The sequence below is a fragment of the Halobacterium salinarum DSM 3754 genome (genome assembly GCF_008124605.1).
Classification (GTDB): Archaea; Halobacteriota; Halobacteria; order Halobacteriales; family Halobacteriaceae; genus Halobacterium; species Halobacterium salinarum.
Map to the genome: position 1 here is coordinate 564,748 of NZ_VRYN01000001.1, position 25,249 is coordinate 589,996.

Sequence of the window (25,249 nt, forward strand, 5' to 3'; positions counted from 1 at the left end):
TTTCTAGTCCGACGCGGCGGCGGTCGCGGCGCGCTCGATCAGGCCCGTCGCGCCGCTGGTCTGCGCCCAGAAGTAGGCCGTGACGCCGACCGCGCACGCGACGTTCGAGGCGGTGATCGCCCAGAACGCGGCGTGGACTGGCACCGAGAACACCACCACGTACGCGCCGAGGGCGGCCACGGGGAGCCGCACCCCCCAGTACTGCAGCAGCGTGGCGACCATCGAGACGGTGGTCTTGCCCGCGCCGTTGAACCCGCCCTGGATCGGGTAGATGAGGCCGAACGCCCAGTAGCCGACGGCGAGTATCTGGAGGTACGCGACGGTGTACGTCAGTTCGATGCCGGAGAACGTGGGCGCAAACACCGACACGATGGTGGCGGGACTGCTGTACTGGGCGACGCCGAGGACCGCCATCCCGGCGGTGGTGGCCCCGGCGGCCAGCCAGGTCGCGCGCGTCGCCCGATCGGGGTTGCCCGCGCCGACGTTCTGCCCGACGATGCTCGACACCGCGCTCCCGACGGCCGCCGCGGGGACGAACGCGACGGTGGCGATGCGCGCGCCGATGGTGTACGCCGCCAACCCCGCGCTGCCGGCGACGCCGGCGACGATGGCGACAACCAGCAGGCGCGCGATCTGGCGGCCGGCCTCCTGGCCGGCGTGGGGGACGCCGACCGAGAGCAGGCTGCGAACGGTGTCACGGCTGACCCCCAGGTCGGCGCGGCCGATAGTGAAACTGGTGCTGTCGACGCCGAGCCCGGCGACTGCGACGGTGAACCCGGCGACGTAGCCGATCGCGGTGGCGAGCGCGGCGCCGAAGATGCCGTAGCCGGCGAACCCCGGAAGCTGCCAGCCGACGACCAGAAACGGGTCGAGGACGACGTTGGTGAGCACGGCGACGACGTTGATGAGCATCGACATCCGGGAGTCACCCCAGCCGACGAACCCGGATTCGATGGTGTCGCTCATGCCGCCGAAGACGCGGCCGACGGTGGTGACAGTGAGATAGGTGGCGCCGAGTTGTATGACCGCCTCGTCGGAGAGCAGAACCCCAACGAGGTCCGGTGCCAGCCAGAGAACCACCACAGCCAACAGGAGGTTGGCAGCGCCGACGAGCACGGTCGCATGGAACCCAGTGCTGCGGGCCGCCGCGGCGTCGTCAGCGCCGACGTGTTGGGCGACGAGCACCCGGCAGCCGATCGTGGCGACGCTGGTGGCGAGGGCGAGTAATCCGATGAGCGGCGCGACCAGACCAACGGCGCTGACGGCGTTGCGGCTGACCCGCCCGAGCCAGAACACGTCGACGATCTGCTGGACGACGACGACGTACTGCTGGACGACGAGGGGGGCAGTGAGCACCAGTAGCGCGCGGGGGAGTGACCCGCCGGTGATCTCGTCACGTGAGAGATCAAACATGAGTGGGGTGTGTTACCGATTGGTTTTCCAGCGCCGTGGCATTAATCTATGTGTCTGTGCGGCGTATTGCCGGGGCAACAATCCCCAGCATTTTTGCGGCTGGTCCCGAAGGAACTGGCATGAGTAGCCGCCGGAAGCCGGAGTGGCTAAAGATGCGGCCGCCGTCCGGGGAGCGGTTCACGGACATCAAGGAGACGCTCCGCGACAACGACCTCCACACGGTCTGCGAGGAGGCGTCGTGTCCCAACATGGGGGAGTGTTGGAGCGGCCGTGACGGCCCCGGCACGGCGACGTTCATGCTGATGGGGGATCGCTGCTCGCGTGGCTGCAACTTCTGTGACGTGAAAACCGGCGGCATGGAGCCCCTAGATCCCGATGAGCCGGCGAACGTCGCGGAGTCCGTGGCGGAGATCGGGCTGGACTACGTGGTGTTGACGTCCGTCGACCGCGACGACCTCGACGACCAGGGGGCCGGCCACTTCGCGCGGACGATCCGGGAGATCAAAGAGCGCGACCCCTCGATCCTGGTGGAAGTGCTGATTCCGGATTTCCAGGGCGAGAAATCGCTGGTTCAGAAGATCATCGACGCGGGGCCGGACGTGATCGCGCACAACATCGAAACCGTCGCGCGCCGGCAGGTCCCCGTGCGGGACCGGCGCGCGGGCTACGAGCAGTCCCTGTCGGTGCTGGAGTACGTGACCCGGGAGTCGGACATCTACACCAAGACGAGCATCATGCTGGGAGTCGGCGAGTACGACCACGAGGTCTATCAGACGCTTGGAGACCTCCGGGAGGCCGGCGTGGACGTGGTGACCCTGGGGCAGTATCTCCAGCCGTCGCGGTCACACCTCGACGTCGCGGACTACGTCCACCCCCAGAAGTTCGAGACGTGGCAGCGCGTGGCCGAATCCGAGTTCGGGTTCCTGTACTGCGCGTCGGGACCGATGGTGCGGTCCTCGTACAAGGCCGGCGAGCTGTTCGTGGACGCCGTGCTGCGGGAGGGCAAAAGCGTCCAGGAGGCCCGCCGGAACGCGCGGCGTGCGGCGTCGGAGTGAGGCCACTGGCGGCGATCACCGTCCGACCGGTCGCCGACGACGTCCGGGCGGCGTCGGTTCGATTTCGTATTTTTCCCGGGAATGGCGCTCGTTCTACCCAATCAGTCCACTGAGACTGGACAGTGGGTTGAAATTCGATGGCAGCGATCCCCATGGAAACGATTGTTACGAAAATCATATAGTCGCAGGGGTAGATCCTCCGCACATGTCAGGACGGGGGTACCCGTGACCGAGACCATTCATCGAGCACCCGACGACACCTACCGGGTGCTGGACGAGAACGGCGAGCTGGTCGACGGCGCGGAGGTACCGGACCTCACCGACGACGAGCTCGTGGAGATGTACCGCTACATGAAGCTCGCGCGGCGCTTCGACGAGCGCGCGGTGAGCCTCCAACGGCAGGGTCGGATCGGCACCTACCCGCCGCTGTCCGGCCAGGAGGGCGCACAGATCGCGTCCGCGATGGCGCTTGCCGACGACGACTGGATCGTGCCCAGCTACCGCGAGCACGGCGCCAGCCTGGTTCGTGGCCTCCCACTGAAAGACACCCTGCTGTACTGGATGGGTGACGAGCGTGGGAACGCGATCCCGGCCGAGGAGAACATCTTCACGGTCGCGGTGCCGATCGCCAGCCAGATCCCCCACGCCACCGGGATGGGGTGGGCGTCGCAGCTCAAAGACGAATCCGACACGGCGTTCATGTGTTACTTCGGGGACGGCGCGACCTCCGAGGGTGACTTCCACGAAGGGCTGAACTTCGCGGGCGTCTACGACACGCCGAACGTGTTCTTCTGTAACAACAACCAGTGGGCGATCAGCGTCCCGCGCGAACAGCAGACAGCGACGGACACGCTCGCCCAGAAGGCCGCCGCCTACGGCTTCGAGGGCGTGCAGGTCGACGGGATGGACCCGCTTGCGGTCTACCAGGTGGCACACGACGCCATCGAGAAAGCGAAAGACCCCGACGAGGACGAAATGCGGCCGACGCTCATCGAGGCCGTGCAGTACCGGTTCGGCGCGCACACCACCGCCGACGACCCGTCGGTCTACCGCGAGGAGTCCGAGGTCGAGGCCTGGAAGGACAAGGACCCGATCCCGCGTCTGGAGACGTTCCTCGTGGAGACCGACCGCCTCGACGACGCGGCCATCGAGTCCATCGAGGCCGACATCGAGGACGCGGTCGCTGACGCCATCGAGGCCGCCGAGGAGACGCCGCGGCCCGACCCCGCATCGATGTTCGAGAACGTCTACGCGGAGATGCCACAGCGCCTAGAACAGCAACTGGAGTATTTCCAGTCGATCCGAGACGAGTACGGCGACGAGGCGCTCCTGGAGGACTAACGATATGAGCGAGAATCTGACGCTAGTGCAGGCGGTACGGGACGGCCTCCACGACGGGATGGCCGAGGACGACGACGTGCTCGTGATGGGCGAGGACGTCGGGCAGAACGGCGGTGTGTTCCGGGCGACCGAGGGCCTCTACGAGGAGTTCGGCGACGACCGGGTCATCGACACGCCGTTGGCGGAGTCGGGGATCATCGGGTCGGCGGTCGGCATGGCCGCCTACGGCCTGAAGCCGGTGCCGGAGATCCAGTTCTCCGGGTTCATGTACCCGGGCTTCGACCAGGTGGTGAGCCACATGTCGCGGCTGCGAACGCGCTCCCGCGGCCGGTTCACGCTCCCGATGGTGCTGCGTGCGCCGATGGGCGGCGGGATCCGCGCGCCCGAACACCACTCCGAGTCCAAGGAGGCGTTTTACGCCCACGAGGCCGGGCTGAAGGTCGCGATGCCCAGCACGCCGTACGACGCCAAGGGGATGCTCATCGCGTCCATCCGGGACCCGGACCCCGTGGTGTTCCTCGAACCGAAGAAGATCTACCGGGCGTTCCGCGAGGACGTGCCCGACGACCCCTACGAGGTCGAACTCGGCGACGCGGCCGTCCGCACGGAGGGTGAGGACGTGTCGGTGTTCACCTGGGGGGCGATGACCCAGCCCACCGTTGAGGCCGCCGAGAACCTCGATCGGATCGACGTCGAGGTCGTGGATTTGCGGAGTCTGAGCCCCATCGACTTCGACACGATCATCGAGTCGTTCAAGAAGACCGGGCGCGCCGCGATCGTCCACGAAGCCCCGAACACGGGCGGCCTGGGCGCGGAGATCACGGCGACCATCCAGGAGGAGGCGTTGCTGTACCAGGAGGCCCCCGTCGAGCGCATCACCGGCTTCGACGTGCCGTTCCCGCTGGCGGCCCTGGAGGACTACTACCTGCCCGAGCCCGCGCGCATCGCGGCCGGAATCGAGGAGGCGTTCGACTTCTAAGATGGCCCGCGAATTCACGCTACCTGACGTCGGAGAGGGCGTCGCGGAGGGCGAACTCGTGCGGTGGCTCGTCGACGAGGGCGACACCGTCACCGAGGATCAGCCGGTCGCGGAGGTCGAAACGGACAAAGCCCAGGTCGAGGTGCCCGCGCCGGTCGACGGCACGGTCCAGGAACTCCACTGGGCGGAAGGCGACGTGGTGCCGGTCGGCGACCTCTTCGTGACGTTCGACGTTGACGGCGAGGCGTCGGCCACCGCGGACGACGGCGACGAAAGCGGCGACGAGGCCGCGTCGGCGACCAGCGAGGCCAGCGGCCGGACGTTCGCGCCGCCGAGCGTTCGCACGCTCGCCCGCGAGCTGGGCGTCGACCTCGACAGCGTCGAGGGGAGCGGGCCGTCGGGGCGCATCACCGACGGCGACGTGCGCGCCGCCGCGGAGGGCGGCGAGGACACCACGGAGCCGGCCACCGAGGCCACGTCCGCGACGGAACGCGTCGACGAGGACGACACCGCGGCGAGCGCCGGCAGCCAAGAGCCGGCGGGCCGCGAGAAGACGCTTGCGGCACCCGCGACCCGCGGGGTCGCCCGTGAGCTGGGCGTCGACATCAACGACGTGCCGGCGGTCGAACAGCGCGACGGCGAGGCGTTCGTCACCGCGGAGGCGGTCCAGGCGTACGCCGAGGGCGGGCAGGCCGCGCAGGGCGAGGCGGGCGGCGCAGCCACCCGCGAGTTCGTCGCCGGCGGCGAGACCACCGAGCCCTACCGGGGCATCCGCCGCACCATCGGCGAGCAGATGGCCGAGTCGAAGTACACGGCGCCACACGTCACCCACCACGACACCGCCGTCATCGACAGCCTCGTGGAGACGCGTTCGAAGCTGAAAGCGCGCGCCGAGGCCGAGGACGTGAAGCTGACGTACATGCCGTTCGTGATGAAGGCGGTCGTCGCGGCGCTCAAGGAGTTCCCCGTGTTGAACTCCGAGCTCCGCGAGGACGACGAGGAGATCGCGCTCAAGCAGGATTACAACATCGGCGTGGCGGTCGCGACCGACGCCGGGCTGATGGTGCCGGTCGTCGAGCACGTCGACCAGAAGTCGATGCTTGAGATCTCCACGGAGATGAACGACCTCGTCGAGCAGGCCCGCGAGCGCTCGATCGCGCCCGCGGACATGGACGGCGGAACATTCACGATCACGAACTTCGGCGCGATCGGCGGCGAGTACGCGACCCCGATCATCAACTACCCCGAGACGGCGATCCTGGGGCTGGGCGCGATCGACGAGCGCCCGGTCGCCGAGGACGGCGACGTGCGGGCGGCCCAGACGCTGCCGTTGTCGCTGTCGATCGACCACCGCGTCATCGACGGCGCGGAGGCCGCGCAGTTCACGAACCGCGTGATGGAGTATCTGACTGACCCCGAACTACTACTACTCGAATAATCATGGTTGTCGGAGACATCTCGACTGGGACGGACGTCGCGGTCGTTGGCGCTGGCCCCGGTGGCTACGTGGCGGCGATCCGCGCGGGACAGCTCGGCCTCGACGTGACGCTCGTCGAGAAGGACGCCTACGGCGGCACCTGCTTGAACTACGGCTGCATCCCGTCGAAGGCGATGATCACGGCGTCGGGCGTCGCCCACGAGGCGGGCCACGCCGAGGAGATGGGCGTGTACGCCGACCCCGACGTGGACGTGGCGGAGATGGTCGACTGGAAGGACGGCGTCGTCGACCAGCTCACGGGCGGCGTGGAGAAGCTCTGCAAGGCCAACGGCGTGAACCTCATCGAGGGGCGCGCGGAGTTCGCGGGCAGCGACAAGCTGCGGGTCGTGCACGGCGGCGACGGCCAGGGCTCGGAGACCATCGAGTACGAGCACGCCATCGTGTCGACGGGCTCTCGGCCCATCGAGGTGCCGGGCTTCGACTTCGGCGACGACCCCGTGTTGGATTCGCGGCAGGCGCTGGCGATGGCGGAGCTGCCGTCGTCGATGGTGATCGTCGGCGGCGGCTACATCGGCATGGAGCTGTCGACGGTGTTCGCGAAGCTCGGCGTGGACGTGACCGTCGTGGAGATGCTGGATGGCATCCTGCCACAGTACGGCGACGACATCGCGCGCCCCGTGAGACAGCGCGCCGAGGAACTCGGCATCGACTTCCACTTCGGCCTCGCGGCCGACAGCTGGACGGACACCGACGACGGCATCGTGGTCACCGCCGCCGACGAGGACGGCGAGGAGACCGAGTTCGAGACCGAGAAGGTGCTCGTGGCGGTCGGCCGCCAGCCAGTCACCGACACGCTGAACCTGGACGCCGTCGGCCTCGAACCGAACGACGATGGGCGCCTGGAGACCGACCACGAGGCCCGCACCGACGTCGAGAACGTCTTCGCGATCGGCGACGTCGCGCCCGGCCCGATGCTCGCGCACAAGGCCAGCAAGGAGGGCGAGGTCGCCGCGGAAGTCATCGCGGGCGAGCCGGCGGCCCTGGACTACCAGGCCGTGCCGGCGGCGGTGTTCACCGACCCCGAGATCGGGACCGTCGGGCTCACCGAGGACGACGCCGCCGCGCAGGGCTTCGACCCGGTCGTCGGGACGTTCCCGTTCAACGCCAGCGGGCGCGCGCTCACCACGGGCCACGACGACGGCTTCGTGGAGGTCGTCGCCGACGAGGAGTCGGGGTTCCTGCTGGGCGCGCAGATCGTCGGCCCGGAGGCCAGCGAGCTCGTCGCCGAGCTCGGCCTCGCGATCGAGATGGGGGCCACCCTGGAGGACGTCGCGTCCACCATCCACACGCATCCGACGCTGTCCGAGGCCACGATGGAGGCCGCCGAGCACGCGCTCGGCCACGCCGTCCACACGCTGAACCGGTAACCCACACACCCCCGACGTGTTTTTCCCGTCGCCGTGGGTATCCGCGGACATGGATACGGTGACGCTGGGACCGGCGGGGACGTACTCACACCGCGCCGCGAGCGCTGTTTCTGCCGGCGACGTGTCGTTCATGGAGTCCGTGCGCGACATCGTCGATGCGGTTGCAGTGGGTGACGCCGACCGCGGCGTCGTGCCCATCGAGAACAGCATCCAGGGGTCGGTGACCGAAACGCTCGACGCGCTCGCGGACACCGACGGCCTGGCGGTCGTCCGGGAGGTGGTGACGCCGATCCGGCACGCGCTGCTCGCCCAGGACGACGGGTTCGACGCGGTCGCCAGCCACGCGCAGGCGCTCGCGCAGTGTCGGGAGTACCTCGACGCCACCCACCCGGCGGTCGACCGCCGGGCCGTCGCGTCGACCGCGCGCGGCGTCGAGGTGGCGCGCAACGACGAGACCACGGCCGCGATCGCGCACCCGGACTCCGCCGACGGCACGGAGCTTGACGTGCATGGCTCCGGGATTCAGGATCGCGCCAGCAACGAGACGCGGTTTTTCGTGGTGGGGCCGGCGAGCGAGCGCACGCCGGCCGGCGGGAAGTCCTCGATCATCGTCTACCCGAACGCGAACCACCCCGGGCTGCTGTTGGAGCTGCTGGAGCCGTTCGCCGACCGCAACATCAACCTGTCGCGGGTCGAATCCCGGCCGTCGGGGGAGCGACTGGGCGACTACGTCTTCCACGTGGACATCGCGAGCGGGTGTTACGAGGAGCGCACCCGGAACGCGGTCGCGGACGTGGCGGAGATCGCGGCAGCCGGCTGGGTGCGGCGGCTGGGGTCGTACGACACCGAACACGTGGCGTGAGTGTCAGTCGTCGGCTTCGTCGACGTGGATCGCCGGCCGCCCCGGTTCGGCCTTGTTCGCGACGCTGTCGGCGGCGTCTTCGGCGGCGAGCACGCGCACCGGCGCGTCGAACTCGGCTTCGAGCAGCCACACGGCGCGCCCGAGCGCGTCGCGTTCGCCGTCCGGTCCGAGCACGTCCGGGAACGCGGGCGCTTGGGCGGCCAGGTCCTTGGCGTAGTCGGCGGCGTCCTCGCCGTGCTGCTGGAGGGACTGGTCGCTCATCACGGAGCCGACGACGTTCCCGTCGGCGGCTTTCGCGCGGGCGAGCACGTCGTACATCCACTCGGGGGCCGTGACGACGTCGACGCCGGTGGGGTTCTCGATGCCCGCGGTGTCGACGATGTCCCGGACGTCCTCGCGGGTCTGCTCGATCAGGCTGGTCGCGCGGTCGTGGTCGCTGACGTCGCGGTCGGGGGTGGGCCACGCGGCCTCGGCGACGAACCCGTCGCCGCCCAGCGCCGTCCAACACTCCTCGGCGACGTGGGGGGCGATGGGCGCAAGCAGCTTCACGGCGGCCGTAACGCCGCGCGCGACGACCGCGGGCGCGGCGTCGTCGCGGTCCCGGTACCGCACCAGCAGCGACACCAGCTCGTCGACCGCCTGCACGGCGCGGTTGAACTCCATGTCGTCGAAGTGCGTGGTGGCGGCCTGAACGGTCGCGGCGGTCTCGCGGGCGACGTACTCGGCGGCGGGATCGAGGTCACCGTCGGCGGTCGCGTCGGCGTTGACCGCCCGCGCCATCGAGAGCAAGCGCTCAAGGAAGGTGTGACTAGAGCGAACACCCTCCTCGCTCCACGGGAAGGCCTTCGACGGGCGGGCCGCGCGCAGCGTGAACAGCCGCGCGGTGTCGGCGCCGTACTCGTCGACGATTCGCTCGGGCGCGACGCCGTTGTCCTTGGATTTGGACATCTTCGTGCCGTCCTCGCCCAACACCATACCCTGTGTGGTCAGGCCGGCGAACGGCTCGCGGTGCTCAAGCATGTCGAGGTCCGCGAACGCCTTCGTCACGAACCGCGAGTACAGCAGATGCATGACGGCGTGCTCGTCGCCGCCGACGTACTCGTCGACGGGCAGCCAGTCGTTGGCGCGCTGGGTGTCGAAGGGCGCGTCGTCGAACGCCGGGGAAGCGAACCGCAGGAAGTACCACGAGGAGTCCAGGAACGTGTCCATCGTGTCGGTCTCCCGGACGGCGGGCGCGCCGCAGTCGGGGCACGTGGTCTGCTTCCAGTCCTCGGCGGCGTCGAGCGGGTTCCCAGTGGTGTGGACGAACTCCGGGAGCTCCACGGGCAGGTCGTCGTCGGGGACGGAGACCGGCCCACACGACTCGCAGTGAACGATCGGGATCGGGGTGCCCCAGTAGCGCTGCCGGGAGACCCCCCAGTCGCGGAGCTGATACTGGACGGCGGACGCGGCGCCGTCGATGTCCGCGGTCAACTCCTCACGGGCGGTTTCGCTGTCCAGGCCCGTGTAGTCGCCGGCATTGACGAGCACGCCGTCCGCGGTGTAGGCGGCGGCCTCGACGTCGGCGTCCTCGTCGCCCGCGGGCGCGACGACCTGCCGAACCGGGAGGTCGTGGGCCTGGGCGAACTCGTGGTCGCGGTCGTCGTGGGCGGGCACCGCCATCAGCGCGCCGGTGCCGACGTCCGACAGCACGAAGTCCGCGACGACGACGGGGATCTCCGCACCCGTCGCGGGGTTCGTGGCGGTGAACTCCGTCTCGACGCCCTGTGGCTCGTCGCCGTCGGGATCGGCGACCTCCTCGACGAAGTGTGCCACGTCGTCGTCGCGGTCGGCCGCGGCCTCCGCCAGCGGGTGATCCGGTGCCAGCGCGAAATACGTCGCGCCGTGGATGGTATCCACCCGCGTCGTGAACGCCACCACGTCCTCGTCGCCGTCGGGCGTGTGCACGGTGAACGGTACTTCGACGCCGTCCGTGCGGCCGACCCAGTTGCGCTGCATGTCCCGGACGTTCGACGGCCAGCCGTCCAACTCGTCGAGGCCATCGAGCAGTTCGTCGGCGTACGCGGTGGTCTCGAAGAACCACTGGTCGAGGTCGCGCTCGGTGACCGGCGTGTCACACCGCCAGCACAGCTCGTCGTCGCCCTCGACTTGCTCGTCCGCCAGCACCGTCTCACAGGACGGACACCAGTTCACCGTGGCGGCCCGGCGGTCCACGAGCCCGGCGTCGCGGAACTCGGTGAACAGCCACTGGTTCCACTTGTAGTAGTCGGGGTCACAGGTGGTGATCTCGCGCTCCCAGTCGTAGCCAAAGCCCAGCGCCTCGAACTGGTCGCGCATCTGGTCGATGCAGCGCTCGGTCCACTCCCGGGGGTTGGTGTCGCGCTCGTTGGCGGCGTTCTCCGCGGGCAGCCCGAACGAATCCCAGCCCATCGGATGCAACACGTCCTCGCCGTCCATCCGGCGGTAGCGGGCGAACGCGTCGGTGATGGCGTAGTTCCGCACGTGGCCCATGTGGAGCTGACCGGACGTGTATGGGAACATCGCCAACACGTACTCCGGGTCGTCGGCGTCGTCGGGCACCCGGAAAACGTCGGCGTCGTCCCACTCGCGTTGCCAGTGCTGCTCGATGGCGTGGTGGTCGTAGGTGGCTTGCTCTCCCATGTGTCTCTCTTGGCGGACACTGCGTGACCGACCGACAAATGCCTTTCAGTACGGCAGTCCCCCCGACTCGGACACGAGCGACCGCCCACCATGCGGGTGATGGGTGTCGAAGTAGCGCAGGGAAAAGCCGCTAGACGCCGAGCAGATCGAACTCGTAGCCGTTGTCGTGCTCGCTGGCGTGCTCGTAGACGACGTGGGCGGCGGCGACGTCCTGGATCGCAAGCCCCGTCGAGTCGAAGACGGTGACGCCGTCGCTGTCGGTGCGGCCGTCGGCGTTCCCGACGACGATTTCACCGATCTCGGCGTCGATGTCGTCGTCCGCAAGCGTGTCCTCGTGGTACGGGACGTTGATCTCCCCGGAGTGGGTGGTCTGGGCGTGGTCGTCGATGACGAGCGTGCCGGCAAGCAGGATGTCGTCGGCGAGCTCGTGTTTCCCTTCGGCGTCGGCGCCCATGGCGTTGATATGCGTGTGGTCGCCGACGTCCTCGGCGGTCACGATGGGGTCCTCGACGGGCGTGACCGTCGAGAGGATGTCGCAGTGGCCGGCCTCGCTGATGGAGCCACCGCGCACGTCGAAGCGGTCCGAGAAGTGATCGACGTACTGCTGGACGGCGTCGTCGCTGACGTCGCTGACGACGACCTCCTCGATGTCCCGGATCTTCGAGATGGCCTCCAGTTGGGTGTACGCCTGCACGCCGGCACCGACGACGCCGAACGAAGTGGCGTCCGCGACGGCGAGGTGGTCAGTGGCGACCGCGGCCGCCGCGCCCGTGCGCTTCATCGTGAGTTCGGTGCCGTCCATGAGCGCCAGCGGGAACGCGGTCTCGGGGTCGGAGTAGACCATCGTGCCCATGACGGTCGGGAGGTCGTGGTCCGCGGGGTTGTCGGGGTGGACGTTCACCCACTTGATGCCGGCGGCGTCCCAGTCGCCGGCGTCCATGTACGCGGGCATCGAGCGGAAGTCGCCGTTGTACTGGGGGAGGTCGACGTAGGACTTCGCGGGCATCTGGGCGTCGCCCGTCTCGTAGGCGGCGAACGCGTCCTCGATGGCCGAAATGAGGTCCGCCATCGGGGTGTTCTCGTCCACGTCGTCCTTGTTGAGTAGCAGCGTCTCCATACACGCGATCATGTCGCGTGACACTTAGACCCTCCTTTTACTGGCTGAACACGCCGAAATGGTTGAATTGAACACAGTTGTGGCGGCGCTGCCGCTGGGTGGTGGGGCGTCGAAAGAAACGTGTCGGATGGTGAGCGAGCGGTGCAGACTGGCTGGAGTGGTGTCGTGTGGCCGAGCTTACATCGCGCCGCCCATGCCACCCATACCGCCCATGCCGCCCATGCCGCCGCCCATGCCGCCAGGGCCGCCAGCGGGGCCGTCGTCGCCGTCGTCGTCGCCGACCTGGCCGCCGGCCAGGTCGCCCGCGGCGATGACGTCGTCGATGCGAAGGATCATCGTCGCCGCCTCGGTGGCGGACTCGATGGCCTGCGTTTTCACGCGCAGCGGCTCGACGATGCCCTCGGACTCCATGTCGATGACGTCGCCGTTGTAGGCGTCGAGGCCCGCTTCGGTGTCGCCGCCGTCGTGCTGACTGCGGAGATCGACCAGGGAGTCGATCGGGTCGTGGCCCGCGTTCTCGGCGAGGGTGCGCGGGATGACTTCGAGCGCGTCCGCGAACGCTTCGACGGCGAGCTGTTCGCGCCCACCGACGGAGTCCGCGAAGTCCCGAAGCTGCATCGCGAGCTCGGTCTCCGGCGCGCCGCCGCCGGGCATGACCTGGCCGTCTTCGAGAGTGACGCGCACGACGCCGAGGGAGTCCTCGATGGCGCGCTCAACCTCATCGACGACGTGCTCGGTCCCGCCGCGGAGGATGAGGGTGACGCTTTTGGCTTCCTCGACGTCCTCGACGAAGATGCGCTCGTCGCCGCCGATGTCCTTCTGGGCGACGCTGCCGGCTGCGCCGAGGTCCGCGGCCTCGATGTCGTTGACGTTCGAGACCGGGGTTGCGCCCGTGGCGCGGGAGAGTCGCGTGAAGTCGTCGGATTTCGCGCGACGGACCGCGAGGATGCCCTCCTTGGCGAGGTAATGCTGGGCCATGTCGTCGATGCCGGAGTCGGCGAAGACGACGTTGGCGCCGGCGTCCTTGAGCGCGTCGACCATCTCTTTGAGCTGCTCTTCTTCCTGGTCGAGGAAGTTCTGGAGCTGGTCGGGGTCGGTGACGTTGACCTCGGTGTCGATCTCGGTCTCCTGAACCTCCAGGCCGTCGTCGACGAGCGCGATGTTGGCGTCCTCGACGGCGTACGGCATGTTCTCGCTGACGCGTTCCTTGTCGACGATGACGCCCTCGATGAGCTCGGAGTTCTCGATTGCGCCGCCGGTGACCTTCTCGACTTTGACGTTGTCCGTGTCGACGTCGTTGTCGTCGGCGACCGACTGAACGGCGCGCACGACGAGATCCGAGAGGACGCCCTTGGCGTTCTCCGCGCCCTTGCCGGTCATCGCGGTCGCGGCGATCTTCTCGAGGGTCTCCGTGTCGTCGGCGGAGACGTCGATCGCGGCGTCGTCAAGCAGCTCCTTGGCTTTCTCGGCGGCCTGTCGGTACCCCTGTGCGAGCGTGGTGGCGTGGATGTCCTGCTCGAGGAGGGTTTCGGCCTCGGAGAGCAGCTCGCCGGAGACGACGACCGATGTCGTGGTTCCGTCGCCGACCTCTGTCTCCTGTGTTTCGGCGACTTCGACGATCATGTTGGCCGCCGGGTGCTCGATGTCCATCTCCTTGAGGATGGTGACGCCGTCGTTGGTGACGACGACTTCGCCCGAGGAGTCAACGAGCATCTTGTCCATGCCTTTCGGGCCGAGCGTGGTGCGAACGGATTCGGCGACGGCCTTGCCGGCGGTGATGTTCATCGACTGTGCGTCCTCGCCTGAGGTGCGCTGACTGTCCTCGGAGAGTACAATCAGCGGCTGGTTACCCATCTGCTGCGCCATAATCACTCTTTGATTGAATGCGATTCTATTTAAAACTTGTGTGACAATCAGTACCATGTGTGGCGAGCAGGCCCGAACCGCCGCCCCACGGCCGAGCTCGAAACCCCTCCCCGGCTACTTATGTACGTGAATTGCTGTCACAGAAAACCACCGGCGTCGCCACACGCTCCGAAGCGGCGTTACCCGGGGAACTCGTGGTACTCCATGCCCTGCTGTTTCAGCTCCTCGCTGCGCTTGCGTTCGAGGAACGAGTACACCGACCCGTGGGGTGCCCCGTCAAGCAGCATCTCCGCCGCCGACCGCGCCACGTCAACCTCGGAGGGCTGGCCGATGACGCCGAACGTCGACCCGTAGATGACAACGGACGCACCGGTGAGTTCCTCCATCAACTCCCGCGTGCGGCCGTTCTCCCCGATGAGTCGGCCCTTCTTCCGGCGGAGGTCGTTGTCGTTGCGGGCGGCGCGCCCGATGTCGATGGTGTCGAACATCCGCATGTCGTCGTCCAGCAGCGTCAGCGCCTCGTCGGGCTTGAACCCGCGGCCGATGGCCTGCACGATCTCCGGTGCCTGCATCCCCCGCACGGGGTCGCCCGTGCGCTCGATGGCGACCGCACCGTCCTGGGAGTCGACATCGATGTCGACCTCGGCGGCGGCCTCGATGCGGCGCAGCGTCTCGCCCCCGTCGCCGATGAGCACCCCGATCCGGTCGGTCGGAATCTTCACGTGTTTCATGCTGCAGTCTATTTGTCGCTCGCGTAAAAGCCTTCGTCACCTGCGTCAGTCGGTCTGCGCCCGATCCACGGCAGTGACGGCGAGGTCGTCGGTGACAGTTACCCGGAGGCGCTCGTCGTCGAGTCTGACCTCGACGGTCGCGCGGTCGCCCGCCGCTCCGTCGACCCACTCGGCGTCCGCCAGCCAGTCGAGGTGCCACAGCGCGGTGTCCCGCACGCTCCGGTCGTGGTCGTCGTAGAACGACAGCACTGCGGGGTGGTCGACGGCGACCCACGCCGCCAGCCCGGAGAAGGAAATGCCACAGCGCTCGCAGTTCACGACGGCCTGCGGGCCGTAGTCGTTCTCCGCCAGATGACCCGCCGTCGGGCCGCTGCAGGTCGGACAGAAGCCGTCGAGGAGCGACCGGGACGTCGTTCGCACGTAGCCGTCGATGGCGGCCGCGAGGTCGTCCTCCCGACCGTCGACGAACGCCGGCGGGACCCCGGTCTGGATGATCGTCACCTCGCAGTCCGTGCAGTCGACCTTCCCGACCTGGTCCTCGTAGACGGCTTCGAGGTCACTGCCGCAGAGGACACACGTTCCGTCGACGGACTGAGGGCCGACCATGCCGCCGGTCTCCGTGTACACTCCCGAGTGCAGGCTGCCGACGAGCTTCCGACCGGCGAACCGAAGGTCGTAGCCGTCCTCGGTCTGCTCCACGAACAGTCCGCGGAGCTCGCCGAGGTGGTAGTTGAACCGCCCCGAGTCCTGGACATCGACACACTCGCGCAGTTCGGAAAAGGAGAGTGGGTCGTCGGCGTCCCAGAGCTCGCGGAGGATGCGCACGCGGAGTTCGTCCGCGACCGCCGAGAAGGCCGCCTCTGCGTCGTCGGTCATGGCCGAGTGGACGGCGAGGGGAAACTTAGGCTTGGGCCTAGTCGAGCGTGTCGATGTCGCCGACTGGCGGGAGCGTGCGGAGCGCGGGGACGGCCAGCCAGTACGCGGCGAGCAGGAGCGCCGCGCCGGCGAGCACGTAGATGGCGGCGACTGGACCGAACGCGCCCGCGACGGCACCGCCCGCGAGCGTGCCGAACGGGATGGCGAACTGGGAGGCGGACCCGACCAGGCTGGACACGCGGCCGAGCTTGGACTCGGGAACGGCGGCCTGCACGACTGACGAGAGGAGGACGTTTCCGACGCCGACGGGGATGAACGCGAGGGCGAACAGCGCAACCACGACGAGGAGAGGTGCGCCAGCGGTGGCGGCGACTGCGGCGGCGGCGACGAGTGTGCCGTTGACCGCGAACACGGCGACGTTCAGTTTCCCGAACGGAAGGTGGTCGAGGCGCGACGCGACGAGTGCGCCGCCGAGGTTCCCGGCGGCGAAGCCCGCCATCAGGGTGCCGTAGGCGCCCGCGCCGCCGACGGTGTCCGCGAACGCGGGCAGCGACGCCATGGTCGCGCCGGAGGCGAAGTTGACGACCGCGGCCCCGGCGAGCACGAGCACGAGGAAGGACCCTCGGAGGACGGTGAGGCCAGCACGGAGGTCCGCGAGGTATCCGTCGGGAGCGGTGCCAGTGGTTGCATCGTCGACGGTCCCGGTGGCCGCGTCGTCGTCAGCCGACGACTCACCGCCGTCGGTGGCGGCCACGTCAGCGGGCGGGTCGCCCGCACCGTCGGTGCCGGCGGTCGGCTGCTCGTCGGCGGCGACCGGGATGTGCACGCCGGCGAAGAGGAGCGCGGCGGCGACGAACGTGAGCGAGTCGACGGCGTACAGCGCGACGGCACCGGCGAGCGCGACGACAGCGCCAGCGGCGGCGTTGAACACGAGGTCAACACCTTGGTAAGCGAGGCTGAACGCGGAGTTGGCGTCCACGAGGTCCGCCTGGTCGACGATGCGCGGGAGGGCGGCGCTCTGCGCGGGATAGACAAGCTGGTTGGCGAGCGCGAGCAGCGGCATCACCGCGAGCACGACCCATACGGAGAGGTGGCCGGTGTAGGCGGCCAGCGGGATGGCGAGCACGAGCACAGCTTGGAATGCCTGGGTGCCAATGAGGACGCGACGGAGCGGCCAGCGGTCGACGAGCGGTCCGAAGAGGAACTGGAGTGCGCTCGGCCCCATGGTGAGGAAGCCGGCGACCCCCGAGTAGAATGGGTCGTGGGTGAGCTCCCAGACGAGCCACATCGCGGCGACGTAGTAGAGGCTGTCCCCGGCGTTCGTGACGAGGCGGCCGGTGAACAGTCGACGGAAGTTCGTGTCGGTGAGCAAGTGGCGCATGCACTGTCACAGGCCGGATGTCGACATAAGTGATTCCAGAATGATGGTTCTGTCCGGTTCGGGACAGAAGTTCGGTTCTGTCAGTACCCGAACCCGACCGCGTCGCGGGCGCGCTGGCGCTCGTCGTCGGTGAGCCGGAACGCGTCGAGTGCCTCGGTGACATCGCCGAGTGCCGCGCGCCGCCGCTGGTGGGCCGCGAGGAACTCGGTGATGCGGTCGGCGGCGAGGTCTTTCAACTCCCCGGAGAGCAGGTCCCCGGCCCGGTACTCGCGCTCGATGCGCGCGAGTTCGGCGTCGTCGGGCTCGAAGAACGCCGAGAGGTACTGGAAGGGCACGTCCTCCGCGGGGACGCCGCCCTTCGCCCGGTGTTCCTCGACGCTCGCGCGGCCGCCGGTGTAGGCGTGCGTGCGAACCTTCTCGCGGACCGTGTCGGGGCTGTCTGTGAGACGAATCGAGACGCCCGCCGAACTGCTCATCTTCCCGGGGCCCGCCAGCGACGGCAGGAACTGCATCAGGAGCGCCCCGGGCTTCCCGACCGGGTAGCGGGCTTTCGCAGCGACATCCCGGCTCACCCGCACGTGGGGGTCCTGGTCGACGGCAATGGGGACCAGCGTCTCGTGTTCGCCGTGGACGAGCTGCGGGAGCAGGAGGTGGGCGGTCTGGACGGCCGGGTAGAACGCCTGCCCGACGTTGTCCGGCTCGCCATAGACGTTCTGGAGCGTCGCGTGCCGCACGTCCCCCGCGAACGCGGTCGCCAGCGGGTAGAGCACGTCCGCGTCCCGCGTGTCGACGACGATGCGCGTCAACTCGGGGTCGAACCCGACCGCGAGCAGGTCACGGAGGTTCGCTCGCAGATAGTCGCCCGTCTCCGCGGGCGTCTGGTCTTTGAACCAGTACTTCTCGTCGTCGGAGAGCGGAACGTAGACCCGGGCGCCGAACTCGTCCTGCAGGCGTCTCGCGAAGTAAAACACCATCGCGTGCCCGAGGTGCATCGGCCCCGACGGCCCGACGCCGGTGACGATGGACTGTTCACCGGCCGTCAGGAAGTCGTCGACGTCCCGGCCGGCGTAGAACAGCCCCCGGTTCACCAGTGGGTGGTCGGGGAACCGGGCGCGCTGGTCGTCGGTCAGTTCGTCGGCGCCGAAGCGAGCGAGCAGTTTCTCGTAGTCGAGGTCGTCGCTCTCGACGGCGTACGGCGTCACGGCGTTTCCGTCGGCTGTCATGTGTGTTGGTGTGGGTGCGTGGCTGGTGGTCGACGCGCAGTACGGGAGAACGGCGGGACCGGAGTGAGCCACGCCCCCGACCCGAGCGGGTGACGCCCGTCAGGCCGCGGCGGCGAAACTGTCCGCTCCCCGGACGCGCCAGCGCCAGCCACAGGGAGCAGACTGCATACGCGCGAGTGCGGCGACCACGTTCAAAACAGTTTCTGTCCGGTCCGTTCAGGCGTCGTCGGCGTCGCTGCCCCGGTCGAGACTCCCCTCGGTGCCGTCGCGGTCGCCCGCCGCCGTGTCCGCCTCGGCGCGCGGGGTCGCGTGCTCGTGGACGTACGACAGCAGGTCGTCGGGGTCGGCGTCCGCGCCCTGCCGCGCGAAGAAGTTCGCGACGTTCCGGCAGTCCCGTTCGAGGAAGGTCGCGCTGTTGGGGTGGTGAATAGTCACCGCCTGGCCCACGTCGATGACGACCAGTTCGCCCTCGTAGACCACAACGTTGTACTCCGAGAGGTCGCCGTGCACGAGGCCGGCGTCGTACAGCCGCCGCACGTACTCGCGGACGACCTCGTAGGCCATCTGAGGGTTCTCGATGTCAACGTCGCTGAGCGTCGGCGCGGCGTCGCCCTCGCGGCCGATGAGCTCCATCACCAGCACGTTGCGCTGGACCGCCAGCGGCGCCGGCACCCGCACGCCGGCCGCCTTCGCGCGGCGTAGGTTCGAGAACTCCTTGCGCGTCCAGGACAGCACGACCGCCTTCTTGTCGCCGCGCAACCCCTCGAAGCGCGGGTCGCCCTCCAGGTACGCCCGCATCTGCTGGAAGTTCGACGCGTTGATGCGATACACTTTCAGCGCCACGTCGCCGCCCTCGGCGTCCAACGCCTCGTAGACGTTGGCCTCCTTGCCCGTCGAAATGGGGCCCCCCATCGCGCCCATGTGGTCGTCCTCGACGAGCTTGTAGATGGCCGCATACGTCGCGTCGTCGAACGCCCCATCGTCGAGCTTGAACTGCTCGGTGTCCTTCAGGCGCTTGCGGAACTCCGCGAACTCGCGGTCTTTCGTGCGCGCGATCTTGTCGGCTTCCGTGTCCCTGACGTCGATTTCCTCGAACTCGTCGCCGGGCGCGCCCGCCGTCTCCTCGGTCAATCCGTACTCGTCGTCGGTCACTGCCGGTCCACCGCAATCATTCGATGTGCCCTTCCTCGCGGAGCTGGTCGGCGTCGCTTTTCTCGTAGCGCCACGTCACGTCGGCCTTGTCGTCCTGCCAGTCCCAGGGCTCCACGAGCACGATGTCGTCCTCGCGGATCCAGATGCGCTTTTGCATCCGGCCGGGGATGCGCGCCGTCCGCTCCTCGCCGTCCGCACACCGCACCTGCACGCGGTTCGCGCCGAGCATGTCCGTGACCTCCGCGAACACCTCGTCGTCCTCGGGCATTCGCAAGTTCTTGCGTCCGCCGCCGTCGTCGCTCATACGCCGCGGTTGAACAGCGAACTGTTTAAACCCCACCACTCCACGGCACTCGACCGCCGACCAGCAGGCTTACTACGGCCGCTGAGCGTGCCTGCGATATGTTCGACAAACTCGGGCTGTCGGGAGTCTTCGGACTGATGTTGATGGTCGTCGGCGTCGCCGTCGTCGCGTGGAAAGCGCCGGTCGTCGCGGCTGGCCTCACGGCTGTCCTCGTCGGGCTCGCGCTCGTCGCCCGTGGCGCCATCCAGTCCGTCATGGGCGTGTTCGGGATGGCGTAATCGCGTCCACAACACGCAGCGGGAACGCAGGCCCGCGGCAGGACACGAAGTGCGCCCCTCGCTCGCCGATCGCGGCCGGCGAACCGCGAGCGCGCGGCAATCACATGCAGTCGTCGGCGAACGCGGCCGGGTCGGTGAGTGACTCGGTCGGGTCGGCGCTGGTCGACGTCGTGGCCGCGATGCGTTCGATGTCGGCTGCGACGATCTCGGAGGCGTCGTTGGGCGCGGCGTCGCGCCACGCGAGGTCGGCGTCGTCGGCCTCGCTCTCGGGGTCGTCCGGAATTCGGGTGTTGGAAGTGGCCCACAGGAGGACGGTCCAGACCGCCGTCTCGCGGTCGTCGCCGTCGTCGGCGACGGTGAAGGTGCGCCGGCGGGCGTGCAGGACGCCGTCGATGGAGAGCGTTGTTCCAGTGAGCGTCTCGAACCCACGGTCGGCGACGGCGAGGGCGTCCTCGTCGTCACCGATCTCGAAGGCGGGCGGCGTCCAGCCGTGGTGGCCGTCGTCGTGGAGGAGGACGCCACGGTCGTCCGCGACGCCGACGACGACGTGGTCGGTCCACGCCTCGGCGGCGTCGAAGTCGGCAGCGTCGATCGGTTCGGTGTGCGTCTCGACAGCGAGGTCGGGGTGGTCGAGCAGCGATGCGGGGTCGGACAGCGAGTCGACGTGGACGGGTGAGTCTGAGCCTGGCATGGGTGGTCGGAGCCTCCGGAGTCGCCAGCGGTGTGGCGGGTCGTCCGTGGGTCGAGCGGCGGTGCTCGGACGGCAGCGAGGTGATCGGGAGTTGACAGTGCAATCGTCGTCGCCGTCTGGAGCGACCACGGTGACGGTCGCCCCTCGCCGCACTCGAATCCGCTCGGCTTGGAGCCGGAGCAGCAGCTACACGGAACTGTTAGAAAAAATTACCGATTTAATTACGGGAGTTTCTGTACATCATAATACTCGGCATGTGTACAAATGTCTTTTTCCGATTTCGCGGACAGATCTGCGGTGGCGACCCGCTCCGTCCCGGCCGCCTTGCCGTGCTCGTCCAGCGCCACGCGGAGCGCCGTCTCGGCACCCCCGGTGGCGTCGTTACTCGCCGCGGATCTCTCGGAGCCGCTGCCGCCCTGGCTCGATGAGTTCGTCCAGGGCGGCGGCGAGCGCGCCCTTCGCGTCCGCGGGGTGGAGCTCCCCCGACTCCAGGTCGTCGGCGAGGTCCTCGTAGGCCTCGTAGACGAGGTCGCCGCCGTACTCGTCGGGGCGCTGTACGACGACCTCGTCGAACCGCGGGAAGACGTGGTACTGGAACAGCTCCAGCACCGGGTTGACCGTCTCGCCCTCGGGGTCGCGGGTCTGGGGGCAGAACGCCCCGGTGACCTTCTCCTCGATGTCCGCCGTGGAATCCTCCATCGAGATGGTGACGCCCTCGCTGGAGGACATCTTCCCGTCGCCAGTTCCGAGGTCGCCGATGATGGGCGTGTGCAACACCGGGCGCTTCTCGTAACCGACGCTCGGCAGTTCCTCGCGAGCGAGCATGTGGACCTTCCGCTGGTCCATCCCGCCGATGGCGAGGTCCAAATCGAGGTACTCGATGTCCAACGCCTGCATCAGCGGGTAGACGACGTGGCTGACCTTCGGCGTCTCCCCGCTCTGAATCTCGGCCATCGCGCGCTGCGCGCGCTTGAGCGAGGTCTCGACCTGCATCGCGTGCAGGTCGAGTTCGTAGTCCTCGTCGAGCTGGAACGACGACCCGAGGACGAACTCGGTCTGATCCTCGTCGAGGCCGTACGCGAGGAACTGTGCTTTCATCTGGTCGGCGGTCGCCCGGATCTCCTCGAAGCTCCCCTTGTCGTTGAGGTAGGCGTGGACGTCCGCCAGCAGCACCACGACCTCCATCCCCGCTTCCTGCAGGTCGATCAGCTTGTTCGCCGTCAGCAGGTGTCCGAGGTGGAGCACGCCGGAGGGCTCGTAGCCGACGTACACCCGCTTGCCCTCGGGGTCCTCGGCCAGTTCCCGCACCTCTTCCTCGGTCACGACCTCCGCCGTGTTCCGAGTGATGCGCTCGTACGCGTTCATACGCTCGGAGACTCGGGCCGCGGGGTTAAGCGGTGCGGAAGTCTGTGAACGGTTCGAACGGACGAGTCCCGACACGGCAGTGGACCGAGCCCCCGAAAGCCGTAACAGGGCAGTCGCCGAACCACGACCGATGAACGACACGGTCGCCGCGATTGCGGAACGCGACCTCGGCGCACCGCCAGACGCCGTCGCGCCGGTCGCCGAAGGCCTCCAGCACGAGACGTACGTCCTCACGGTCGACAGTCGAGGCTACGTGCTCCAGTTCGCGGCGTCCGAAGACGGGCGAGACGTGGACTCGCTCGCCCGTGGACTCCACTGGTACGTCGCACTCCGGGAGACCGATATTCCGGTCCCGCGAGTGGTCAGCGAGCGCGTCGCCGAGTTCGACGGCCGGCGGTACGTGCTCGTCGAGAAGCTCCCGGGGACGAGCGGCGAGCGGGACGTTTCCCCGGCGCGCACGCGGAACGCGGCCGGGTACCTCGCGACGATTCACGACCACGCCGCGTTCGACACCGCCGGCGCGCTGGTGGGAGAGGGAAGCGAGCTGTCCGTCCGAGCGTGCGGCGACGCAGCGTTCCGCGAGTGGGCCCAGCGCGAGGTTTCGGAGAGCGCAGGGCACCTCAGAGACGCCGGTCTGGGGTCGATTGCCGCCGGACTGGAGCGCGTCCTCGACCAGTTCGCCGACCGCCTCCCGGAGTCGTTCGACCCGGTGCTCTGCCACGGCGACTTCTCACCGGACAACGTGCTGTTCAGTGACGACGAGGTGGTCGGGGTGCTGGACTTCGACCGCGCCCGCGCCGGCCGCGCCGAGTGGGACCTCGCGGCGGCCGCGAACGCGTTTTGGATGCACGACCCGACCGCCGACTGGTGCGTCAGGGAGACATTCTACGAGGGGTACCGGGCGGTGCGGCCGGTCGCCGGGTCTTTCGACCGCTGCGAGCCGCTGTACCGGGCGGCGACGCTCGCTCGACTCGTCGCGGGCATGCTCGCGCTCGACGAGCTATCCGCGTACGAGCGGGATTTCTACGCCGAACGCCTCCAGAACGCGGTTGGACGGGCGAGCCGAGAACTAGGCAGGCAGTGAGTCTGTGAGCGGAGCGTTGCGGTCGAGCCGAGACAGTCAGTCCCTATCCGCGCGGTGTTCGGAGATAATGGAGTCGACCATTGTCTCCTTCTGCTCGCGTTCACGCTCGGCCTTCCGCTGCTTCCAGTCCTCGACGACGGACTCCACTTCGGACTCGTTGGCGATGGCGAGTTCGTCGACTTCGCGGATGGTGACGCCGTCGGCGGGGCCGACGGGAATCTCGTGGTCGAACAGCACCTCGTCGGCGGCGTCAGAGAGGCCGCCCGACCGCAGGACGACGCGGGGGTCGAAGCCGGCGAGGAGTTCGGCGGTGCGGCGGCCCGCGCCGGAGGCATCCCGGAGGTAGACCACGTCGCCGGCAGCGATGCCGTACTCGTCGTCGGCCGTCTCGATGGCGTCGACCGTGAACTGGTCGACGGGCTTGACGGCGACGAGATCGCGGCCCTCGCCGCCGACGTCGCCGAGGTTCGAGTGGTCGAGCTTCCAGAGGTCCTTCAGGCGCTCCAGTTTGGCTTCGAGGCTGTCAGCGCGCTCGCGCTGCTCTTCGAGTTCGGTCTCCAGTCGGTCGTTCTCCCACTCCAGTTGGGTGACTTCGCGGCGCTCGCGGGCTTCCTGACGTTCCTCGCGGCGGGCCTCCGAGAGCTCGTCCTCGTACTCCTCGATCGTGGCCTCTTTCGCGTCGAGTTCGGCGTCGAGATCGGAGACGTGGGCCTGCAGGCGCTCGACCTGTGCTTCGAGGTCTTTGATGCGGCGCTCGTCGTCGGTGAGCTCGCGGGGGTCGTGGGTGGGCTCGTCGGGTTCGGGGTCGTCGGTCTCTTCGAGGTCCGAGAGGACGGCCTGAAGCGGTTCCCCGTCGAGCACCCGCGCTGCCACGTCGCCCTCGTCGAGGGTCGGCGGCGTCTCCCGGGTGGCGCGCTCGATGGTTTCTCGGTAGTGGTCGTAGGCGTACAGCGCGGCCGCCATCGCGTCCCGCTGGTGGTCGTCGTCGTAGCCCTCCTCGCGGGTGCGGTGTTGTTTCTCGTCGACCGGGAGGTCGGTGTCCGGGTCCCACGTCGGTGCGTCGAAGCTGGCCGCGATCTTCTCGACGGTGTCGGGCATCGGCGTGACGTCGGCGGCCACCAGCGCCGGGCGGCCGTGCTCGATGATCCACTCGATGACATCGCCGGTGTCGGCGGTGCGCGTGCTCATCACGTCGAGCACGTGGCCGTCCAATCCAACGAGCGCGACGGCCGTCGTGGTCCCCGGGTCGATGCCGACGAGCACGCGGTCCCGGCGGCGCGCCAGCGGCCGGAACTCGATGCCGTCGCGGCGCACGGGCTCAACTTCCACCCGGGTGTCGCCGGCGCGGTGCTCGCTCACGGGGATGTTCTCGGGGCGCGCCTGCACCGTGAACACGGCGTTGGCGTAGCCGCCGTACTTCTCGGTGACCTCCCGGTCGTAGTCGAGGCCGGCGTCGTCGAGCGCTGATTCGACGGTGCGGGTTTCCCGCTTGACCGAGCCGTGGATGCGCCGCGTGAAGCGATCCGCGCTCCACCCACCACCGCCACCCGTGGACCGCCCGCGGGCGACCTTGAGCTCGGTTTCGTCGGTGAACGCCGACACCTCGTAGCCGACGTTGTGGGCGGCCAGTCGGGCGGCGGCCTCCGCTTCCTCCATCGCGGGTTTGCCGTACGGGACGCCGTGGCGTTTGGCCACCCTGGAGAGGGGTTCGGGGCGTTCGTCGCCGGTCACCTGCACGAGCGTGGTGGAGTCGGGCAGCCGCCGCAGCAGGTGGACGAGTTGGTCCTTGTCGGCGGCGAGCTCGTACATGTTGTCGGTGGCGACGATGGCGGGCTCGCGGTCGGCCACCAACCGCAACAGCTTCCGGCGCGTGACAACGTCGCGCTCGACGGTCTCACCGTCAAAGCTCACAAGCGCGTAGGAGGGCGCGTCACCGCGCACGTCACCGCTTTGCACGTCGACGCCGAACACGAGAGCGTCGAGGGCGCTCGTGCGTGTACTCACG

At 68.6% G+C, this 25,249-nt stretch carries 21 protein-coding genes; 8 read left to right on the plus strand and 13 right to left on the minus strand.

All coding sequences use genetic code 11. The annotated features are described in order from the left end of the window. Positions 1-3 precede the first annotated feature (3 nt). Positions 4-1,413: an MATE family efflux transporter gene (locus APQ99_RS03025; RefSeq protein WP_010903643.1), complete on the minus strand. Its 1,410-nt coding sequence runs from the start codon at positions 1,411-1,413 to the stop codon at positions 4-6. 119 nt (positions 1,414-1,532) lie between these two features. Between APQ99_RS03025 and lipA the strand changes: the two genes are divergently transcribed. The 6 genes from lipA (at position 1,533) to pheA (ending at position 8,515) form a co-directional block, all read left to right on the plus strand. Beyond that, a complete protein-coding gene (gene lipA, locus APQ99_RS03030) occupies positions 1,533-2,468 on the plus strand; it encodes a lipoyl synthase (protein WP_010903644.1) in 936 nt (311 codons plus the stop codon). A gap of 225 nt (positions 2,469-2,693) precedes the next feature. Further along, positions 2,694-3,809: a pyruvate dehydrogenase (acetyl-transferring) E1 component subunit alpha gene (pdhA, locus tag APQ99_RS03035; RefSeq protein ID WP_012289462.1), complete on the plus strand. Its 1,116-nt coding sequence runs from the start codon at positions 2,694-2,696 to the stop codon at positions 3,807-3,809. A gap of 4 nt (positions 3,810-3,813) precedes the next feature. Next, complete coding sequence (locus tag APQ99_RS03040) at positions 3,814-4,788, plus strand: alpha-ketoacid dehydrogenase subunit beta (RefSeq protein WP_012289463.1); 975 nt, start codon at positions 3,814-3,816, stop codon at positions 4,786-4,788. Between the two features lies 1 nt (position 4,789). Next, the gene (locus APQ99_RS03045) at positions 4,790-6,226 is read left to right on the plus strand and encodes a dihydrolipoamide acetyltransferase family protein (RefSeq protein ID WP_010903647.1); all 1,437 of its coding nucleotides are present in this window, start codon (positions 4,790-4,792) and stop codon (positions 6,224-6,226) included. Positions 6,227-6,228: 2 nt separating this feature from the next. Next, on the plus strand, positions 6,229-7,653 hold the full coding sequence (gene lpdA / locus APQ99_RS03050; protein WP_010903648.1) for a dihydrolipoyl dehydrogenase: 1,425 nt from the start codon (positions 6,229-6,231) through the stop codon (positions 7,651-7,653). 49 nt (positions 7,654-7,702) lie between these two features. Beyond that, positions 7,703-8,515, plus strand: coding sequence for a prephenate dehydratase (pheA, locus tag APQ99_RS03055; RefSeq protein ID WP_010903649.1), 813 nt, complete (start codon positions 7,703-7,705; stop codon positions 8,513-8,515). Positions 8,516-8,518: 3 nt separating this feature from the next. On the opposite strand, the gene leuS is transcribed toward pheA, so the two are convergent. From leuS to eif1A, 9 genes are all read right to left on the minus strand, one after another. Beyond that, a complete protein-coding gene (gene leuS, locus APQ99_RS03060) occupies positions 8,519-11,176 on the minus strand; it encodes a leucine--tRNA ligase (RefSeq protein WP_010903650.1) in 2,658 nt (885 codons plus the stop codon). A 130-nt stretch (positions 11,177-11,306) separates the two neighbouring features. Continuing rightward, positions 11,307-12,293: an alanine dehydrogenase gene (locus tag APQ99_RS03065; RefSeq protein ID WP_012289464.1), complete on the minus strand. Its 987-nt coding sequence runs from the start codon at positions 12,291-12,293 to the stop codon at positions 11,307-11,309. 177 nt (positions 12,294-12,470) lie between these two features. Continuing rightward, complete coding sequence (gene thsA / locus APQ99_RS03070; protein WP_012289465.1) at positions 12,471-14,159, minus strand: thermosome subunit alpha; 1,689 nt, start codon at positions 14,157-14,159, stop codon at positions 12,471-12,473. A 179-nt stretch (positions 14,160-14,338) separates the two neighbouring features. Beyond that, entirely contained in the window at positions 14,339-14,890 is a 552-nt protein-coding gene (locus tag APQ99_RS03075; protein ID WP_010903653.1) for a KH domain-containing protein, read from the minus strand. Between the two features lie 45 nt (positions 14,891-14,935). Next, on the minus strand, positions 14,936-15,766 hold the full coding sequence (locus tag APQ99_RS03080; RefSeq protein ID WP_010903654.1) for an ArsR/SmtB family transcription factor: 831 nt from the start codon (positions 15,764-15,766) through the stop codon (positions 14,936-14,938). A 37-nt stretch (positions 15,767-15,803) separates the two neighbouring features. Then, a complete protein-coding gene (locus APQ99_RS03085) occupies positions 15,804-17,147 on the minus strand; it encodes an MFS transporter (RefSeq protein WP_010903655.1) in 1,344 nt (447 codons plus the stop codon). Between the two features lie 80 nt (positions 17,148-17,227). Further along, positions 17,228-18,370 (minus strand): tryptophan--tRNA ligase, encoded by a 1,143-nt coding sequence (locus APQ99_RS03090; protein WP_136361573.1) that lies wholly within the window; start codon positions 18,368-18,370, stop codon positions 17,228-17,230. Between the two features lie 216 nt (positions 18,371-18,586). Beyond that, positions 18,587-19,522 carry a serine/threonine-protein kinase Rio1 gene (gene rio1 / locus APQ99_RS03095; RefSeq protein ID WP_136361574.1) on the minus strand — a complete coding sequence of 312 codons (936 nt, stop codon included), beginning with the start codon at positions 19,520-19,522 and terminating at the stop codon, positions 18,587-18,589. 16 nt (positions 19,523-19,538) lie between these two features. After that, a complete protein-coding gene (gene eif1A, locus APQ99_RS03100; protein ID WP_010903658.1) occupies positions 19,539-19,826 on the minus strand; it encodes a translation initiation factor eIF-1A in 288 nt (95 codons plus the stop codon). Positions 19,827-19,924: 98 nt separating this feature from the next. On the opposite strand from eif1A, the gene APQ99_RS03105 reads away from it, so the two are divergent. Continuing rightward, on the plus strand, positions 19,925-20,104 hold the full coding sequence (locus APQ99_RS03105; RefSeq protein ID WP_136361575.1) for a DUF7470 family protein: 180 nt from the start codon (positions 19,925-19,927) through the stop codon (positions 20,102-20,104). A gap of 100 nt (positions 20,105-20,204) precedes the next feature. Here APQ99_RS03105 and APQ99_RS03110 read toward each other — a convergent pair whose 3' ends face one another. Together APQ99_RS03110 and APQ99_RS03115 are read right to left on the minus strand one after the other, a co-directional pair. Next, positions 20,205-20,795 carry a hypothetical protein gene (locus tag APQ99_RS03110; protein ID WP_136361576.1) on the minus strand — a complete coding sequence of 197 codons (591 nt, stop codon included), beginning with the start codon at positions 20,793-20,795 and terminating at the stop codon, positions 20,205-20,207. 381 nt (positions 20,796-21,176) lie between these two features. Continuing rightward, the gene (locus APQ99_RS03115) at positions 21,177-22,160 is read right to left on the minus strand and encodes a tyrosine--tRNA ligase (RefSeq protein ID WP_136361577.1); all 984 of its coding nucleotides are present in this window, start codon (positions 22,158-22,160) and stop codon (positions 21,177-21,179) included. A 130-nt stretch (positions 22,161-22,290) separates the two neighbouring features. On the opposite strand from APQ99_RS03115, the gene APQ99_RS03120 reads away from it, so the two are divergent. Continuing rightward, positions 22,291-23,244 (plus strand): phosphotransferase enzyme family protein, encoded by a 954-nt coding sequence (locus APQ99_RS03120; protein WP_168731191.1) that lies wholly within the window; start codon positions 22,291-22,293, stop codon positions 23,242-23,244. Positions 23,245-23,280: 36 nt separating this feature from the next. Here APQ99_RS03120 and APQ99_RS03125 read toward each other — a convergent pair whose 3' ends face one another. Then, entirely contained in the window at positions 23,281-25,248 is a 1,968-nt protein-coding gene (locus tag APQ99_RS03125; RefSeq protein WP_168731192.1) for a DUF460 domain-containing protein, read from the minus strand. Between the last annotated feature and the right edge of the window lies 1 nt (position 25,249).

Coding starts and splice junctions, on each gene's coding strand:
- APQ99_RS03025 (WP_010903643.1), bottom strand. CDS start 1,413: ATGTTTGATCTCTCACGTGACGAGATCACCGGCGGGTCACTCCCCCGC.
- lipA (WP_010903644.1), top strand. CDS start 1,533: ATGAGTAGCCGCCGGAAGCCGGAGTGGCTAAAGATGCGGCCGCCGTCC.
- APQ99_RS03040 (WP_012289463.1), top strand. CDS start 3,814: ATGAGCGAGAATCTGACGCTAGTGCAGGCGGTACGGGACGGCCTCCAC.
- APQ99_RS03045 (WP_010903647.1), top strand. CDS start 4,790: ATGGCCCGCGAATTCACGCTACCTGACGTCGGAGAGGGCGTCGCGGAG.
- lpdA (WP_010903648.1), top strand. CDS start 6,229: ATGGTTGTCGGAGACATCTCGACTGGGACGGACGTCGCGGTCGTTGGC.
- pheA (WP_010903649.1), top strand. CDS start 7,703: ATGGATACGGTGACGCTGGGACCGGCGGGGACGTACTCACACCGCGCC.
- leuS (WP_010903650.1), bottom strand. CDS start 11,176: ATGGGAGAGCAAGCCACCTACGACCACCACGCCATCGAGCAGCACTGG.
- APQ99_RS03065 (WP_012289464.1), bottom strand. CDS start 12,293: ATGGAGACGCTGCTACTCAACAAGGACGACGTGGACGAGAACACCCCG.
- thsA (WP_012289465.1), bottom strand. CDS start 14,159: ATGGCGCAGCAGATGGGTAACCAGCCGCTGATTGTACTCTCCGAGGAC.
- APQ99_RS03075 (WP_010903653.1), bottom strand. CDS start 14,890: ATGAAACACGTGAAGATTCCGACCGACCGGATCGGGGTGCTCATCGGC.
- APQ99_RS03080 (WP_010903654.1), bottom strand. CDS start 15,766: ATGACCGACGACGCAGAGGCGGCCTTCTCGGCGGTCGCGGACGAACTC.
- APQ99_RS03085 (WP_010903655.1), bottom strand. CDS start 17,147: ATGCGCCACTTGCTCACCGACACGAACTTCCGTCGACTGTTCACCGGC.
- APQ99_RS03090 (WP_136361573.1), bottom strand. CDS start 18,370: ATGACAGCCGACGGAAACGCCGTGACGCCGTACGCCGTCGAGAGCGAC.
- eif1A (WP_010903658.1), bottom strand. CDS start 19,826: ATGAGCGACGACGGCGGCGGACGCAAGAACTTGCGAATGCCCGAGGAC.
- APQ99_RS03105 (WP_136361575.1), top strand. CDS start 19,925: ATGTTCGACAAACTCGGGCTGTCGGGAGTCTTCGGACTGATGTTGATG.
- APQ99_RS03110 (WP_136361576.1), bottom strand. CDS start 20,795: ATGCCAGGCTCAGACTCACCCGTCCACGTCGACTCGCTGTCCGACCCC.
- APQ99_RS03115 (WP_136361577.1), bottom strand. CDS start 22,160: ATGAACGCGTACGAGCGCATCACTCGGAACACGGCGGAGGTCGTGACC.
- APQ99_RS03120 (WP_168731191.1), top strand. CDS start 22,291: ATGAACGACACGGTCGCCGCGATTGCGGAACGCGACCTCGGCGCACCG.